We start from the raw sequence: 13,481 nt of genomic DNA, 5'->3' as shown, positions 1-13,481 counted from the left end.
CGCGAGCTTGACTCGCTACGTCATCAACCGCGTGATTGCCGCCCGGTAGCGCGCCGCGATCGCATCACGCTGCACGTGATGCCCACCCACCACCACGCGACGCCCACCCACGTACACATCGCGCACCAGGTTGCGATTGCCGCTGAAGATCCAGCGGTCGATCGCATCAGCGCCGGTCAGCCCGAACAGCGGCGGCGCATCGGTGTCGAGCACGACCGCGTCGGCGAACTCGCCCACCGAGAGGCGGCCGATGGCATGGCCGGTCGACTGCCGCGCACTGGCGGACACATCGGCCAGCAGCGTCTCGCCGACGCTCGGTGACGCCGCTCGCACGGCGATGTTGCGGTGGCGGGTGATCAGGCGCTGGCCGTACTCGAGCCAGCGCAGTTCTTCCACCGGCGACACCGAGATGTGCGAGTCCGAACCGATACCCCAGCGTCCACCCGCGGCGAGATAGTCGCGCAGCGGGAACAAGCCATCACCGAGGTTGGCCTCTGTCGTCGGGCAGATCGCCACCGTCGCGCCGGTGCGGGCGATGCCCTGCACTTCCGGTCCGTTGAGATGGGTGGCATGGACCAGCGTCCAGCGCGCGTCGACGGCGGCGTTGTCGAGCAGCCATTCGACCGGCCGCGCGTTGCGGATCGCCAGGCAGTCCTGCACTTCGCCGACCTGTTCGGCAATGTGGATATGCACCGGCATGGCCGGCGGCAACGCGGCCAGCACCGCCTTCATCGCATCGGCCGGAACCGCGCGCAGGCTGTGCAGCGCGCAGCCGACGTGCAGGTCGGGCGCGGCCTCTTCGCACAGCGTGTCGATCAGTTGCAGGTAGGCATCGAGATCGTGGCCGAAACGGCGCTGCCGCTCGCCCAGGGCGCGACCGTCGAATCCACCGGTCATGTACAGCACCGGCAGCAGCGTCAGGCGGATGCCGGTTTCGCGGGCGGCGGCGATCAGCGCGCGCGACATCGCCGCCGGATCGTCGTACGGGCGGCCGTCGGGCGCATGGTGCAGGTAGTGGAACTCGCAGACCGTCGTGTACCCCGCCTCGAGCATCTCGGCATACAGCTGCGCGGCAACATCCTTCAGCAGCTCCGGGGTGAAGCGCGCGGCAAACCGGTACATCGTCTCGCGCCAGGTCCAGAACGAGTCCTCGGGATTGGTCTGGCGTTCGGCCATGCCCGCCATCGCCCGCTGGAAGGCATGCGAATGCAGGTTGGCGATGCCCGGCACGATCCAGCTGGCACTGGCGGTGGGTTCGGCGGAGTCGATCGCGACGATCCGGCCCTGGTCGTCGATGTCGAATCCGGCATCGGCCTGCCAGCCGCCCGGGGTCCACAGCATCGCGGCGTCGAGTGTCTTCATGACGCCGATTGTCGCCCGGTCGGCCGGCGTTGGCGAATGTCCGGCGCCTGTCCCCGAGGACCACAGTGGACGGGGAAACGTGGCTAGAATCGCCGATATGACCGCAAGTACCCACCCGGCCTGGGATGGCATCGTCCTTGGCGTTTCGCTGGCCACGCTGGACTCGCCGCAGGGCTATGCCGAAATCCACGATGGCGCGCTTGCCTGGAAGGGCGACCTGCTGACCTTCGTCGGCGCCCGCAAGGACCTGCCCGACGCCCCCCAGCGCCTTGCCCGCGAAGTGATCGAAACCAAGGGCTGGATCACGCCAGGCCTGGTCGATTGCCACACCCACCTCGTGTTCGCCGGCGATCGCGCCCGCGAGTTCGAGCTGCGCCTGCAGGGCGCCAGCTACGAAGACATCGCCCGCGCCGGTGGCGGCATCCTCTCCACGGTGGCCGCCACCCGCGCCGCGGATGAGAGCGAACTGCTGCGCCAGTCGCTGCCGCGCGCGCATGCGCTGATCACCGACGGCGTGACCACGCTGGAAATCAAGTCCGGCTACGGCCTCGACTTCGAGAACGAGCGCAAGATGCTGCGCGTCGCGCGCCGGCTCGACCAGCTCGGCATCGGCGTGCGCACCACTTACCTTGCCGCGCACGCGCTGCCACCGGAGTACGCGGGGCGCAGCGACGACTACATCGACGCGGCCATCGAATGGCTGCCGCGCCTGCACCGCGACGGCCTGGTCGATGCGGTCGACGCGTTCTGCGAAGGCATCGGCTTCAGTCCGGCGCAGACGCGCAAGCTGTTCGAAGCGGCCCGTTCGCTCGGGCTGCCGGTCAAGTTGCACGCCGACCAGCTCAGCGACCTGGGCGGTGCCGCGCTGGCTGCCTCGTTCGACGGCCTGTCGGCCGACCACGTCGAGCACACCAGCGTGGACAGCGTGCGCGCGATGGCGGCCCACGGCACGGTCGCGGTGCTGCTGCCCGGTGCTTTTCATGTCCTGCGCGAAACGCGACTGCCACCGCTAGATGCCTTCCGCGATCACGGCGTTGCCATGGCGGTGGCCACCGACTGCAACCCGGGCACGTCGCCGCTGCAGTCGCTGCGACAGGCCATGCAACTGGCGTGCACGCATTTCCGCCTGACCCCGGAAGAAGCACTGCGCGGCGCCACGGTGCATGCGGCGCGCGCGCTGGGCCTGCACGACCGCGGGATCCTGCGCGTGGGGACGCGCGCGGACTTCGCGCTGTGGAACATCCATCACCCCGCCGAGCTTTGTTACTGGCTCGGTGGCCGCCTCGCGCAGGCGGTCTATGCGGGCGGGCACCGCGTCATCTGAACACTGCTTCTGAATCGCCTCTTCACCACTCTCACGCTCAACTTGGGGATACAGCATGCGTTTTCCGTTCGTCTTCGGCCTGACCCTGTCCATGGCCGCCGTCCCCGCGCTGGCCGCCACGAACGAGGCCGCGCACCGGCTCGCCCAGGATTCGATCATCGTCGACACGCACATCGATGCGCCGGGCGAGCTGATGTCGCACTGGGACGACCTGGGGGTGGCGACGCCGGGGAAGGAGTTCGACTATCCGCGCGCGCGACAGGGCGGGCTCGCCATCGGCTTCATGTCGATCTACACCTCGCCTGACCAGGACGATGCCGGCACCGCCTGGCAGAGCGCGAACACGCAGATCGATGCCGTCGAGGCGATGGTCGGCCGGCATCCGGACAAGTTCGCCAAGCTGACTTCGCCCGCCGACGTGGCGCGCCTGCGCAAAGGCGGCAAGGTGCTGCTGGCGCTGGGCATGGAGAACGGTGCGCCGATCGGCGATGACCTGTCCCAGCTCGCCGCGTTCCACAAGCGCGGCGTGCGTTACATCACCCTCGCCCACAGCGCCAACAATCGCATCAGCGATTCGTCCTACGCGTTGCAGAAGAAGTGGGGCGGGCTGAGTCCGTTCGGCGAAAAGGTCGTCGCCGAGATGAATCGCCTGGGCATCATGGTCGATGTCTCGCATCTGTCGGACGATTCGATCCGCGACGTGCTCGCCGCCACCAACGTGCCGGTGATCGCCAGCCATTCGGGCATGCGTCATTTCACGCCGGGCTTCGAGCGCAACATCAGCGATGAGCTTGCCAAGGCGGTGGCGGCCGAGGGCGGCGTGGTGCAGCTGGTGTTCGGCACCGGCTTCATCGATGCCAAGGCGGCGTCCGATCTGCAGGCCTCATTCCAGGCCGAGGCGGACTTTGATCGCGAGAACGCGGCGCTGGTCGCGGCCGGCAAGCCGGCGCGCTCGAAGGATGATTTCGAGAAGGCATGGAAGGATGCGCATCCGATGCCGGTCACGCATATCGAGGCAGTGCTCGACCAGCTCGACTACGCGGTCAAGCTGATCGGCGTCGACCATGTCGGCATCGGTTCGGACTTCGACGGCGTCAGCGGCAACTTGCCGGTCGAGCTGAAGTCGGTCGCCGACTATCCCAACCTGGTCGCCGGCCTGCAGGCACGCGGCCACTCCGACGCGGACATCCGCAAGATCCTCGGCGGCAACCTGCTGCGGGTTTGGACGGCGGTGGAGAAGGCGGCGACGGCGCGCTGAGTTACAAAAAAGCCCCGCCGGAGCGGGGCTTTTTCGTTCGGAACAGCGCCGGGGCGCTTATTCCTTGGAAGCGGTCTTCTTGGCCGGGGCCTTCTTGGCAGCCGGGGCCTTGGCCACGGTCTTGGTCGCCTTCTTGGCGACCGGCGCAGCGGCGTTGCCGGTGGCCTTGGTCACGGTCGAGCTGCTGCGGGCGTTGCCGTAGCTGGAGTTGTAGCGCTTGCCTTTGGCGGTCTTGCGGTCGCCTTTACCCATGGTCGTGCTCCTGGAACTATCGAAAATCCGCACGAAGGGTGCGGCGTTATAAGAATGCGCGGCCGCAAAGTCTATCACGCGCCGGGATGACGGGACCCGGCGGTGAGGTCAATGAACGCACGTCGCGTCGTGGATGTGGCCCAGGCGAAGGTTGGCCAGGTGACCCAGTCCAACCAGTGTGCCGCCGAGGGTCATCGTGATGGCATGCGGGATCAGGCTTTCGTGCAGCGGGCGGTAAAGCACGCCCAGCCACAGCAGCAGCAGGCCAGGCACGACCAGCGACAGCGCGCGCAGGCCGTGGTGGCGGCGGTAACCCCATATAGTGCTGAAGAGCCCCAGACCGGTCGCGAAGATCACGAATCCAGCCTCGAAACTGCTGCCCAGCCAGCTCGCCACGCCCAGCGACGGCAGCGTCGCGATCAGCACCGGCAGCAGCGCGCAGTGGATCGCGCACAGCAGCGAGCCAAAGGCGCCGAGGCGGTCGAGCAGGCGGCGGGGGCGGACGAGTGGCATGAGCATGACTTCCGGGGGAGTGCGATGTCCTAGGTTGTTATAATATAACATTCCACGGAATCCACCACGCCACTTTACCCGAACCCATGCCCAAGCGCTGCATGCCCCCACGCCTCCCCCTCGCCCTGGCCCTGGCCATCGCCCTCCCCTTTGCGTCCCAGGCCGCCCAGCCCGCCGATGCCGCGGGCGCAGCCGACCAGCACGACCACCAGCAGCCGACCGATCTGGCCGGAGTCGAGGTCAAGGCCACTCCGCTGGCGGGCACCGCCGAGGACCTGGCGCGGCCGGTCGAGGTGCTGACGGGCGAGAAGCTCGACGAAATGAAGGCGAACTCGATCGGCGAGACGGTCAGCAAGCTGCCTGGCGTGCAGAGTTCCTATTTTGGCCCCGGCGTTGGCCGGCCGATCGTGCGCGGCTTCGATGGCGCCCGCGTGCAGGTGCTCAGCGACGGCCTGGGTTCCGGCGACGTGTCCACGGTCAGCGTCGACCACGCGGTCAGCGTCGAGCCGTTCCTGGCCGACCAGATCGAAGTGCTCAAGGGCCCGGCGACGCTTCTTTATGGCAGCGGCGCGATCGGCGGCGCGGTCAATGTCGTCGACGGACGCATCCCCGAGGGCGTGACGGACCAACCGCTGCAAGGCCGTGCCGAGTTGCGCGGCAATTCGGTCAACGACGAGACCACCGGCATGTTCCGACTCGATGGCACCTCCTCCGGTGGTGGCTTTGTCTTCCATATCGATGGCCTGCACCGTGAGACCGGCGACTACGACATTCCCGGCTACCCGGAAAGCGCCCAGCGCATGGCCGAGGAAGGCGAAACCCCCGACCCGGCCGAAAAGGGCACGCTGCCCAACAGTGCGGTGCGCACCGACAGCGGCGCGCTCGGCGTGACCTGGGTCGGCAGCCGCGGCTTCCTCGGCGTCGGCGCCAGCCTGTTCAATACCCGCTACGGCATCCCCGGCGCCGCGCACGAACACGCCGACGAATCACCCGGCGCGCCCGTCGAGGAAGAGGAAGGTCCGGTCACCATCTCCATGGACCAGCACCGCTATGAACTGCGCGGCGGTCTCGACAACCTCGGCCCGTTCAAGTCCCTGCGCGCGAAGGTCGCGCGCACCGAGTACACGCATACCGAGTTCGAAGGCGAAGAAACCGGCACCGTGTTCGAGAACACCAGCACCGAAGGCCGCGTCGAACTCGTCCACGAACCGCTGCTGGGCTGGGATGGCGCAATCGGCGTGCAATGGGGCCAGCGCGACTTCGAAGCGATCGGCGCCGAGGCATTCGTGCCGCCGTCGAAGTCGCAAGACGCCGGCCTGTTCTGGCTCGGCGATCGCACCTTCGGTGCGTTCAAGGCCGAGCTCGGCGCACGCCTGGACCGCAACAGCATCGACGTCGACCAGGCCACCGCGATCGGCCCGGATCGTGACTTCGACACCAGCAGCCTGTCGGCGGCGCTGAAGTGGGACATCAACCAGTCCTGGCACATGTCCTTCGGTCTCGACCGCGCGCAGCGTTCGCCGACCGCCGAGGAGCTGTATTCCAACGGCCTGCACGTGGCCACCTCGAGCATCGAGCTGGGCTCACCCGAGCTCGATGCCGAGACCGCCAATCGCGCCGAGATCGGACTGCACTGGCACAGCGGCCCGTTCAAGCTGGGCGCCTCGCTTTACCACGTGCGTTATGACGATTTCATCTACCTCGCCGACACCGGCATCGAGGATGCCGAAGGCCCGGTTCGCGTGTGGACGCAGGACAACGCGCGATTCAACGGCGCCGAAGCCGAGGCCAGCTGGAACTTCGCCGACAGCGTGGGATCCGACTGGGAACTTCGCATCTTCGGTGACATGGTGCGCGGCGAACTCAGCGGCAGCGGAACGCGCGAGTTGAGCTTCTCGGTCCCGCACGGCGATCACAGCGACGACTACACCATCGACCTCGCCCGCGGCGGCAATCTCCCGCGCATCGCGCCCGGCCGTGTCGGTGGCGAAGTGCGCTGGGAGCGTGGCCAGTGGCGTGCCTCGCTCGGCGCGGTGCGCTATGCCAAGCAGGACGACGTGGCCGAGTTCGAGACTGCAACGCCTGGCTACACACTCGTCGATGCGCACGTGGCCTGGCATGCCGACACCGCCGCCGGCAACGCGTGGGAACTGTTCGTCGACGGCAACAACCTGCTCGACGAAGAAGCTCGCGTGCATACGTCCTTCCTCAAGGACGTCGCCCCGCTGCCCGGCCGCGGCTTCGCCTTCGGCGTACGCGCGTTCTTCTGACGCGCGCCGCAGAGAGCGCACTCGCATCGTCATCCCCGCGAAGGCGGGGACCCGGCGACTGTCAAGCAACGTCAACGGCAAATGGATCCCGGCGATCGCCGGGATGACCGGACCAGCAGATAACGGAAACGGGCGTCCAAGCCCTCACCTCGTCATCCCCGCGAAGGCGGGGATCCATGGACGTTGCACTTTCCGTCTGCCGCCCGCTTTCCCCTCGCGCCAAACAGGTGTCCGCGATCCATCTAGCCTCGCCGCCGACGCCGCTGACCTTCATGGCGCTGGCCGCCGGCGCGGCGATAGCCAATCTGCCGATTCGCGAGAGCCGGCCCGCTTTGCAACCAGCGGCAGGGTGATGCTCCGATGCGGCAATGGCTCTTGCTGCAACCGGGTTGATCGAAGCTATTGCACCTGAGGACACACGACACCGAGTAAGCACAGACACAAGCTGCACACCGGTTGCGGAGAATTCGCGTGCGGCACAGTGTCCGACTGCACCCTCCGGAGGTCGTAATGAAAGTTCTCGCAGCAATTGTCGTGGCCATGTCCAGCCTGGCCACCAACCTCGCGCCTGGAACCACCTACGCATCGGACGGCACGATCTACTTCAGCGGCCAGATCGTCCTTTCGACCCTGGACCCACGCCTCCAGGCGCCTCGCGACCCGAAGGGTCTCGTACCGCGCCACGCGACCGCGCTACAGGCCATGCCTCTGGAAGCCCGGTTCGAGTTGCTCGACTACTTCGCCGACTACATGCAGGAACGCGGAAAAACGCGATCGCAGCTGACCGTCAAGACGAACGCCTACGAGTAGAAGGCATTGCAATCGGCCAGGGACGCCGTCTCAGGCCGCCTCTTTGCCCGCACAGTCCGCGCAGACGCCGTGCACTTCCAGCGTCTGCGCCTGCGCGGTGAATCCCAGCGCACGTGCACGCGAATCGAGCAGCTCGACGATGCGTTCGTCTTCCAGTTCGGTCGCCGACTGGCAGCGGTCGCAGATCAGGAACGGCACCGCGTGCTGCGCCGCGCCCGGATGGTGGCAGCCGACGTAGGAGTTGATCGAGGCCAGCTTGTGGATGAAGCCGTGCTCGAGCAGGAAGTCGAGCGCGCGGTACACCGTCGGCGGCGCCGCGGCGTCGTGCGTCGCCTTCATCTGGTCGAGCAGTTCGTAGGCCTTGACGGGCCGGCCGGCGTCAGCGATCAGGCGCAGTGCATGCGCGCGGATCGGCGTGAGCCGCAGGCCACGCTGCTCGCACGACCGCTCCACCTCCTGCACGAAGGCATCGCCGTCGTGGACGTGGTGCTTGGGGTCGGTGCAGGCGTGGTCGTGTTGGCTCATTGGGATGGTTGTCGGCTATGGCCTTGATTTATGCCCCGGCCGGCACTTTTGCAAGGGCCGCATCGATGCGCGCCACGGCCTCGCCCTGCCCCGCCAGGTAGACGGTCTGGGAGATGTCCGGGCTGACCTGCGTGCCGGTGATGGCCACGCGCAACGGCTGGGCGACCTTGCCCATGCCGATCGCAAGCGCTTCGGCGGTTTCGTGCAGGGCCGCCGACACACTCTCCGCACTCCACTGCGTCAGCGCTGCCAGGCGCTCGCGCGCGTCGGCCAGCGGCGCGCGCGCAGCGGCGCCCAGGTGCTTGGCGACCGCGGCATCGTCGTAATGCGTCAGCGGCTGGAACCACACCGCCGCGCGTTCGGCCATCTCCTTGAGCGTCTGCACGCGGTCACGCAGGGCGATGACGACGTCCTTCGCCGCCGGCCCCTTGTCGAGGTCGTAGCCGTGCTCGCGCAGGTGCCACAGCAGGTGCTCGCCGACTTGCGCCGGATCGTCGGCCTTCAGGTACTGCTGGTTGAGCCAGCCGAGCTTGGCCGGATCAAGTCGCGAGGCCTTGGAGTTGACGTCCTTGAGGTCGAACAGCTCGATCATCTGCTCGATCGAGAACACTTCCTGGTCGCCGTGCGACCACCCCAGCCGCACCAGGTAGTTCAGCAGCGCGTGCGGCAGGTAACCCGCGTCGCGGTACTGCATGACGTCGGCGGCGCCGGTGCGCTTGGACAGCTTGGCGCCATCCGGGTCGAGGATCATCGGCAGGTGGGCGAAATGCGGGACCTCCGCGCCCAGCGCGCGATAGATGTTGATCTGGCGCGGCGTGTTGTTGACGTGGTCGTCGCCGCGCACGACATCGGTGATGCCCATGTCGAGGTCGTCGACCACCACGGCGAAGTTGTAGGTGGGATAGCCGTCGGAACGGAAGATCACCAGGTCATCGAGTTCACCGTTGGCGAACTCGATGCGACCCTTGACCTTGTCGTCCCACGCGACCACGCCGTCGTACGGATTCTTGAAGCGGATGACGCGGTTGGGGTCATCGCGATAGCCCGCGTTGCGCTCGCGGTAGGCGCCGTTGTAGCGCGGCTTGTCGCCTGCGATGACGGCGGCCTCGCGCATGGCCTCGAGCTCCGCCTTGGTCTCGTACGCGTAGTAGGCGGTACCGGCCGCGACCATCTGCTCGGCGACCTCGCGGTAGCGATCCAGGCGCTGGGTCTGGTAGATCGGACCTTCGTCGTAGCCCAGGCCCAGCCAGTCCATCGCCTCCAGGATGGCGTCGATCGCCGCCTGGGTGCTGCGCTCGCGGTCCGTGTCCTCCACGCGCAGGATGAACTGCCCACCGCGACGCCGCGCTTCCAGCCAGCAATACAGCGCGGTGCGCGCGCCGCCGATGTGCAGATAGCCGGTGGGACTGGGGGCGAAACGGGTACGGCAGCTCATGCGGGGGGCTCGGACGGCGGAAAACGGGGATTTTACCGGAGTGGGGGCCTGCCCATCGGATCCAATGACCGTTCGTCCTGAGCGTAGCGCCCGGCCCTGGACAGGGTGTCGCGCGAAGTCGAAGGATCCACAGGCCGCAGCCGCAACCCCGTGCCCTAGAATTCCCACCATGACCACCTTGTTCATCTCCGACCTCCACCTCGACGCCGAGCGTCCGCAGATCACCCAGCTGTTTGGCCAGTTCGTCCGCGACGAAGCCCGTGGTTCCGATGCGCTGTACATCCTGGGCGACCTGTTCGAAGCCTGGGTCGGCGACGACGATCCGTCCGAGACCGGCGCCTTCGTCGCCAGCGAATTGCAGGCACTGAACCAGTCCGGCGTGCCGGTGTATTTCATCCGCGGCAATCGCGATTTCCTGCTCGGCGAGGATTTCGCCCGCCGCGCCGGCGCGCGCATCCTGCCGGACCCTTCGGTGGTGATGCTCTACGGCCGCCCGACGCTGGTGCAGCACGGCGACCTGCTGTGCACCGACGATGTCGCCTACCAGCAGTTCCGCGCGCAGACGCGTCATCCACAGTGGCAGGCGCAGTTCCTGTCGCAACCGCTGGCCGCCCGCATCGCGTTCGCCCAGCAGGCGCGCGCGGCCAGCAAGGCGCACCAGAGCGGGCTCAAGACCCAAGGCACGATGGAAACCATCACCGACGTCGCGCCGGCGACGGTGGCCGGCACTTTCAGCCGCTACGGCATCGACACGATGATCCACGGCCACACCCATCGCCCGGCGATGCATGAGCTGGAAGTCGATGGACAGGCCTGCCTGCGCATCGTGCTCGGCGACTGGTACGACCAGGGCTCGGTGCTGCGGGTGAATTCGGATGGGTATGACCTGCAGGCGATTGGCTGATCGTCATTCCGTGGCGCGCTTACCCGTCATTCCCGCGCAGGCGGGAACCCAGCGCCTTCGAGCAACGTCAACCGCAAATGGATCCCGGCGTTCGCCGGGATGACGGTGATGGGGCCGACGGGTTGTGGGCCTGGGTCCCGGCGTTCGCCGGGACGACGGGCTGCTATCCCGCCAGCTTCTCCAGCGCCGCCAGTTCCTCGTCATCGAAGCCCGCCGCACTGCGCGCGGAGTGATTGAACGGGCCATACAGCACCGCTCGCGCGTACTCGGCGAGCAACTCACGAAAGCGCGGCGCGGGCGCGACACCGGCACGCTCGCAATACCAGCGGAACCAGCGTGAACCGGCGGCGACGTGCGCGACTTCCTCGCGCAGGATCACTTCGAGGATGTCGGCGGTGGCGTCGTCGCCGAGCGAGCGGAGCTTGACGATCATCGCCGGAGTGACATCGAGGCCGCGCGCCTCCAGCACGCGCGGCACCAGCGCCATCCGCGCCAGGCCATCGTGTGCGGTTTTTTCCGCCATCTCCCACAGGCCGTTGTGGGCGTCGAAGTCGCCGTAGTCGCGGCCGAACTCCTGCAGGCGCGCGCGCAGCATCGCGAAATGGCGCGCCTCGTCGGCGGCCACGCTTACCCAGTCGGCGTAGAACTCCGCAGGCATCCCACGAAACCGGTACACCGCGTCCCACGCCAGGTCGATCGCATTGAACTCGATGTGGGCGATGGCGTGTACGAACGCCGCGCGGCCGTCGCTGGTACCGAAGCCACGCCTTGGAAGGTCGCGCGGATGCACCAGCAGCGGACGCTCGGGGCGTCCGGGCATCCTGATTGCTTCAGGCGCCGGCGCGTTCTCGTCGACCACCAGTTCACCGCGGGCGAAGGCTTCGGCTGCTGCGAATGTCAGCGCCAGCTTGTCGTCGGGCGTGGACGCATCGAGGCAGGCCCGCGCAGCGGAAAACAGCGAGCCTTCCATACAGGACTCAGTGCGAGGTCTCGTCCGCCGGCGGGCAGCCCCAACCGTCGGCATAACCGCTGTGCGACTCGGCCAGCTCGCCCAGCTGCAGCTCCAGCGCAGTGATGGCCGCGTGCGACGGCGCCATCACCCGGATCACGCACACCTGCCAGATGCCTTCCTCGTCCACTTCGGCATCCTCGACCATCAGGTCGGGCAATGCGGCGGCGGCTTCGACGAAGGCGTCGGCATCCTCCTGCTCGGCGAAGACATGGAAGAACTCGATTCCGCGCGGCACGTCCAGGTCGTCGCCGTCGTCGAGCATCTGCCGCAGTACCTGGCCGTTCTCGTCGTCGGGGATCATCATTCGGCGAAGTTCGTGCATGGCTCAGGCCCTCCGCGTCTTCTTGGCTTCGTCAGAACGCAACTGCTTGATGCGCTCGAAGTAGCCCGGTTCGATGCCGGTGACATATTCGCCGTTGAAGCACGACGAATCGAAATACTCGATGTTGTGCTTGGGCCCGGAAACCGCCTCTTCCAGGTCCGACAGGTCCTGGTAGATCAGCCAGTCGCAGCCGAGGAGCTTCTGCACTTCATCGTCGGTCCGGTCGTGCGCGACCAGTTCCTCGGCGGACGGCATGTCGATGCCGTAGACGTTGGGGAAGCGCACCGGCGGCGCGGCCGAGGCCAGGTAGACCTTGCGCGCGCCGGCGTCGCGCGCCATCTGCACGATCTGCTTGGAGGTGGTGCCGCGCACGATCGAATCGTCGACCAGCAGCACGACGCGGTTGCGGAACTCCAGCGGGATCGGGTTGAGCTTGCGGCGTACCGACTTCGCGCGTTCGCCCTGCCCCGGCATGATGAAGGTGCGGCCGACGTAGCGGTTCTTGATGAAACCCTCGCGGTACTTCACGCCCAGCACGTTGGAGATTTCCAGCGCGGCGTCGCGCGAGGTGTCCGGGATCGGGATCACGGTGTCGATGTCGTGGTCCGGGCGCAGGCGCAGGATCTTCTCGCCGAGCTTCTGGCCCATGCGCATGCGCGCCTTGTGCACGGAAACCTCGTCCATCATCGAGTCGGGACGGGCGAAGTAGACGTACTCGAAGATGCACGGCGTGTGCATGCGCGGCTCGGCGCACTGGCGCGTGAACAGTTCGCCGCGCGGAGTGATCACGATCGCCTCGCCCGGCCGGACGTCACGCAGACGCTCGAAACCGAGCAGGTCGAGCGCGACCGATTCCGACGCGACCGCATATTCGTCCTGGCCATTGCCCTGGCGCTTGCCCAGCACCAGCGGACGGATGCCGTTGGGATCGCGGAACGCGACCAGGCCCAGGCCAAGCACCGTGGCGACGACGGCAAAGCCACCGACGCAGCGCTTGTGCACGCCTTCGATGGCACGGAACGTCGCTTCGGGGTTGAGCGCCTTCTGCGTGTCGAGCTCGTGCGCGAACACGTTCAGCAGCACTTCCGAATCCGACTCGGTATTGACGTTGCGGCGGTCCTGCTCGAACACCTCGCGACGCAGCGCGTCGGTGTTGATCAGGTTGCCGTTGTGGGCCAGTGCGATGCCGAACGGCGAGTTGACGTAAAAGGGCTGCGCCTCGTCCGAACCTTCGCTGCCCGCGGTCGGGTAGCGGCAGTGGCCGATGCCGACGCGCCCTTCCAGCAGCGCCATCGCCTTGGCGTCGAAGACTTCGCTGACCAGGCCATTGCCCTTGTGCACCCGCAGCTTGCTGCCGTTGGCGGTGGCGATGCCGGCGGCGTCCTGGCCGCGATGCTGCAGCACCGTCAGGCCGTCGTAGAGCTGCGCCGCGACGTCGTTATGGCCGACGATACCGAGAATGCCGCACATGGTGATGAGTCCTGCTGAGTAAAG

At 67.3% G+C, this 13,481-nt stretch carries 14 protein-coding genes; 6 read left to right on the top strand and 8 right to left on the bottom strand.

Annotated elements, in window-relative coordinates; all coding sequences use genetic code 11:
• Positions 1-15: 15 nt before the first annotated feature.
• Positions 16-1,362, bottom strand: a complete 1,347-nt coding sequence (locus tag AC3A3Q_RS15615) for a formimidoylglutamate deiminase (RefSeq protein ID WP_487587094.1) — start codon at positions 1,360-1,362, stop codon at positions 16-18.
• Between the two features lie 97 nt (positions 1,363-1,459).
• On the opposite strand from AC3A3Q_RS15615, the gene hutI reads away from it, so the two are divergent.
• Both hutI and AC3A3Q_RS15605 read left to right on the top strand, forming a co-directional pair.
• The gene (gene hutI, locus AC3A3Q_RS15610) at positions 1,460-2,686 is read left to right on the top strand and encodes an imidazolonepropionase (protein ID WP_487587093.1); all 1,227 of its coding nucleotides are present in this window, start codon (positions 1,460-1,462) and stop codon (positions 2,684-2,686) included.
• Between the two features lie 55 nt (positions 2,687-2,741).
• The gene (locus tag AC3A3Q_RS15605) at positions 2,742-3,944 is read left to right on the top strand and encodes a dipeptidase (protein ID WP_487587092.1); all 1,203 of its coding nucleotides are present in this window, start codon (positions 2,742-2,744) and stop codon (positions 3,942-3,944) included.
• Between the two features lie 57 nt (positions 3,945-4,001).
• Here AC3A3Q_RS15605 and AC3A3Q_RS15600 read toward each other — a convergent pair whose 3' ends face one another.
• Positions 4,002-4,196: a 30S ribosomal protein THX gene (locus AC3A3Q_RS15600; protein ID WP_200606426.1), complete on the bottom strand. Its 195-nt coding sequence runs from the start codon at positions 4,194-4,196 to the stop codon at positions 4,002-4,004.
• Between the two features lie 108 nt (positions 4,197-4,304).
• Positions 4,305-4,709: a MerC domain-containing protein gene (locus AC3A3Q_RS15595; RefSeq protein ID WP_487587091.1), complete on the bottom strand. Its 405-nt coding sequence runs from the start codon at positions 4,707-4,709 to the stop codon at positions 4,305-4,307.
• Between the two features lie 101 nt (positions 4,710-4,810).
• On the opposite strand from AC3A3Q_RS15595, the gene AC3A3Q_RS15590 reads away from it, so the two are divergent.
• The 3 genes from AC3A3Q_RS15590 to AC3A3Q_RS15580 all read left to right on the top strand — a co-directional run bounded on the left by AC3A3Q_RS15590 (position 4,811) and on the right by AC3A3Q_RS15580 (position 7,789).
• A complete protein-coding gene (locus AC3A3Q_RS15590) occupies positions 4,811-6,979 on the top strand; it encodes a TonB-dependent receptor (protein WP_487587090.1) in 2,169 nt (722 codons plus the stop codon).
• 176 nt (positions 6,980-7,155) lie between these two features.
• Positions 7,156-7,332 (top strand): hypothetical protein, encoded by a 177-nt coding sequence (locus AC3A3Q_RS15585; protein WP_487587089.1) that lies wholly within the window; start codon positions 7,156-7,158, stop codon positions 7,330-7,332.
• A gap of 157 nt (positions 7,333-7,489) precedes the next feature.
• Positions 7,490-7,789, top strand: a complete 300-nt coding sequence (locus AC3A3Q_RS15580) for a hypothetical protein (RefSeq protein WP_487587088.1) — start codon at positions 7,490-7,492, stop codon at positions 7,787-7,789.
• 30 nt (positions 7,790-7,819) lie between these two features.
• Here AC3A3Q_RS15580 and AC3A3Q_RS15575 read toward each other — a convergent pair whose 3' ends face one another.
• Together AC3A3Q_RS15575 and gltX are read right to left on the bottom strand one after the other, a co-directional pair.
• Complete coding sequence (locus tag AC3A3Q_RS15575; protein WP_158733536.1) at positions 7,820-8,314, bottom strand: transcriptional repressor; 495 nt, start codon at positions 8,312-8,314, stop codon at positions 7,820-7,822.
• 28 nt (positions 8,315-8,342) lie between these two features.
• Positions 8,343-9,749 (bottom strand): glutamate--tRNA ligase, encoded by a 1,407-nt coding sequence (gene gltX / locus AC3A3Q_RS15570; RefSeq protein ID WP_487587087.1) that lies wholly within the window; start codon positions 9,747-9,749, stop codon positions 8,343-8,345.
• A 169-nt stretch (positions 9,750-9,918) separates the two neighbouring features.
• Here gltX and lpxH point away from each other — a divergent pair, with 169 nt between their 5' ends.
• Positions 9,919-10,653 carry a UDP-2,3-diacylglucosamine diphosphatase gene (lpxH, locus tag AC3A3Q_RS15565; RefSeq protein ID WP_487587086.1) on the top strand — a complete coding sequence of 245 codons (735 nt, stop codon included), beginning with the start codon at positions 9,919-9,921 and terminating at the stop codon, positions 10,651-10,653.
• A gap of 163 nt (positions 10,654-10,816) precedes the next feature.
• On the opposite strand, the gene AC3A3Q_RS15560 is transcribed toward lpxH, so the two are convergent.
• The 3 genes from AC3A3Q_RS15560 to purF are packed head-to-tail and all read right to left on the bottom strand — an operon-like array spanning position 10,817 to position 13,457.
• Positions 10,817-11,623 carry a ferritin-like domain-containing protein gene (locus tag AC3A3Q_RS15560; protein WP_487587085.1) on the bottom strand — a complete coding sequence of 269 codons (807 nt, stop codon included), beginning with the start codon at positions 11,621-11,623 and terminating at the stop codon, positions 10,817-10,819.
• A 7-nt stretch (positions 11,624-11,630) separates the two neighbouring features.
• Positions 11,631-11,987, bottom strand: a complete 357-nt coding sequence (locus AC3A3Q_RS15555) for a ribonuclease E inhibitor RraB (RefSeq protein WP_487587084.1) — start codon at positions 11,985-11,987, stop codon at positions 11,631-11,633.
• 3 nt (positions 11,988-11,990) lie between these two features.
• Positions 11,991-13,457, bottom strand: a complete 1,467-nt coding sequence (gene purF / locus AC3A3Q_RS15550; RefSeq protein WP_487587083.1) for an amidophosphoribosyltransferase — start codon at positions 13,455-13,457, stop codon at positions 11,991-11,993.
• Between the last annotated feature and the right edge of the window lie 24 nt (positions 13,458-13,481).

The sequence above is a fragment of the Lysobacter sp. Soil_C_59 genome, assembly GCF_057656415.1.
Note: the sequence above shows the minus strand (reverse complement) of the source record. Positions and strands in the feature narration are given on the sequence as shown.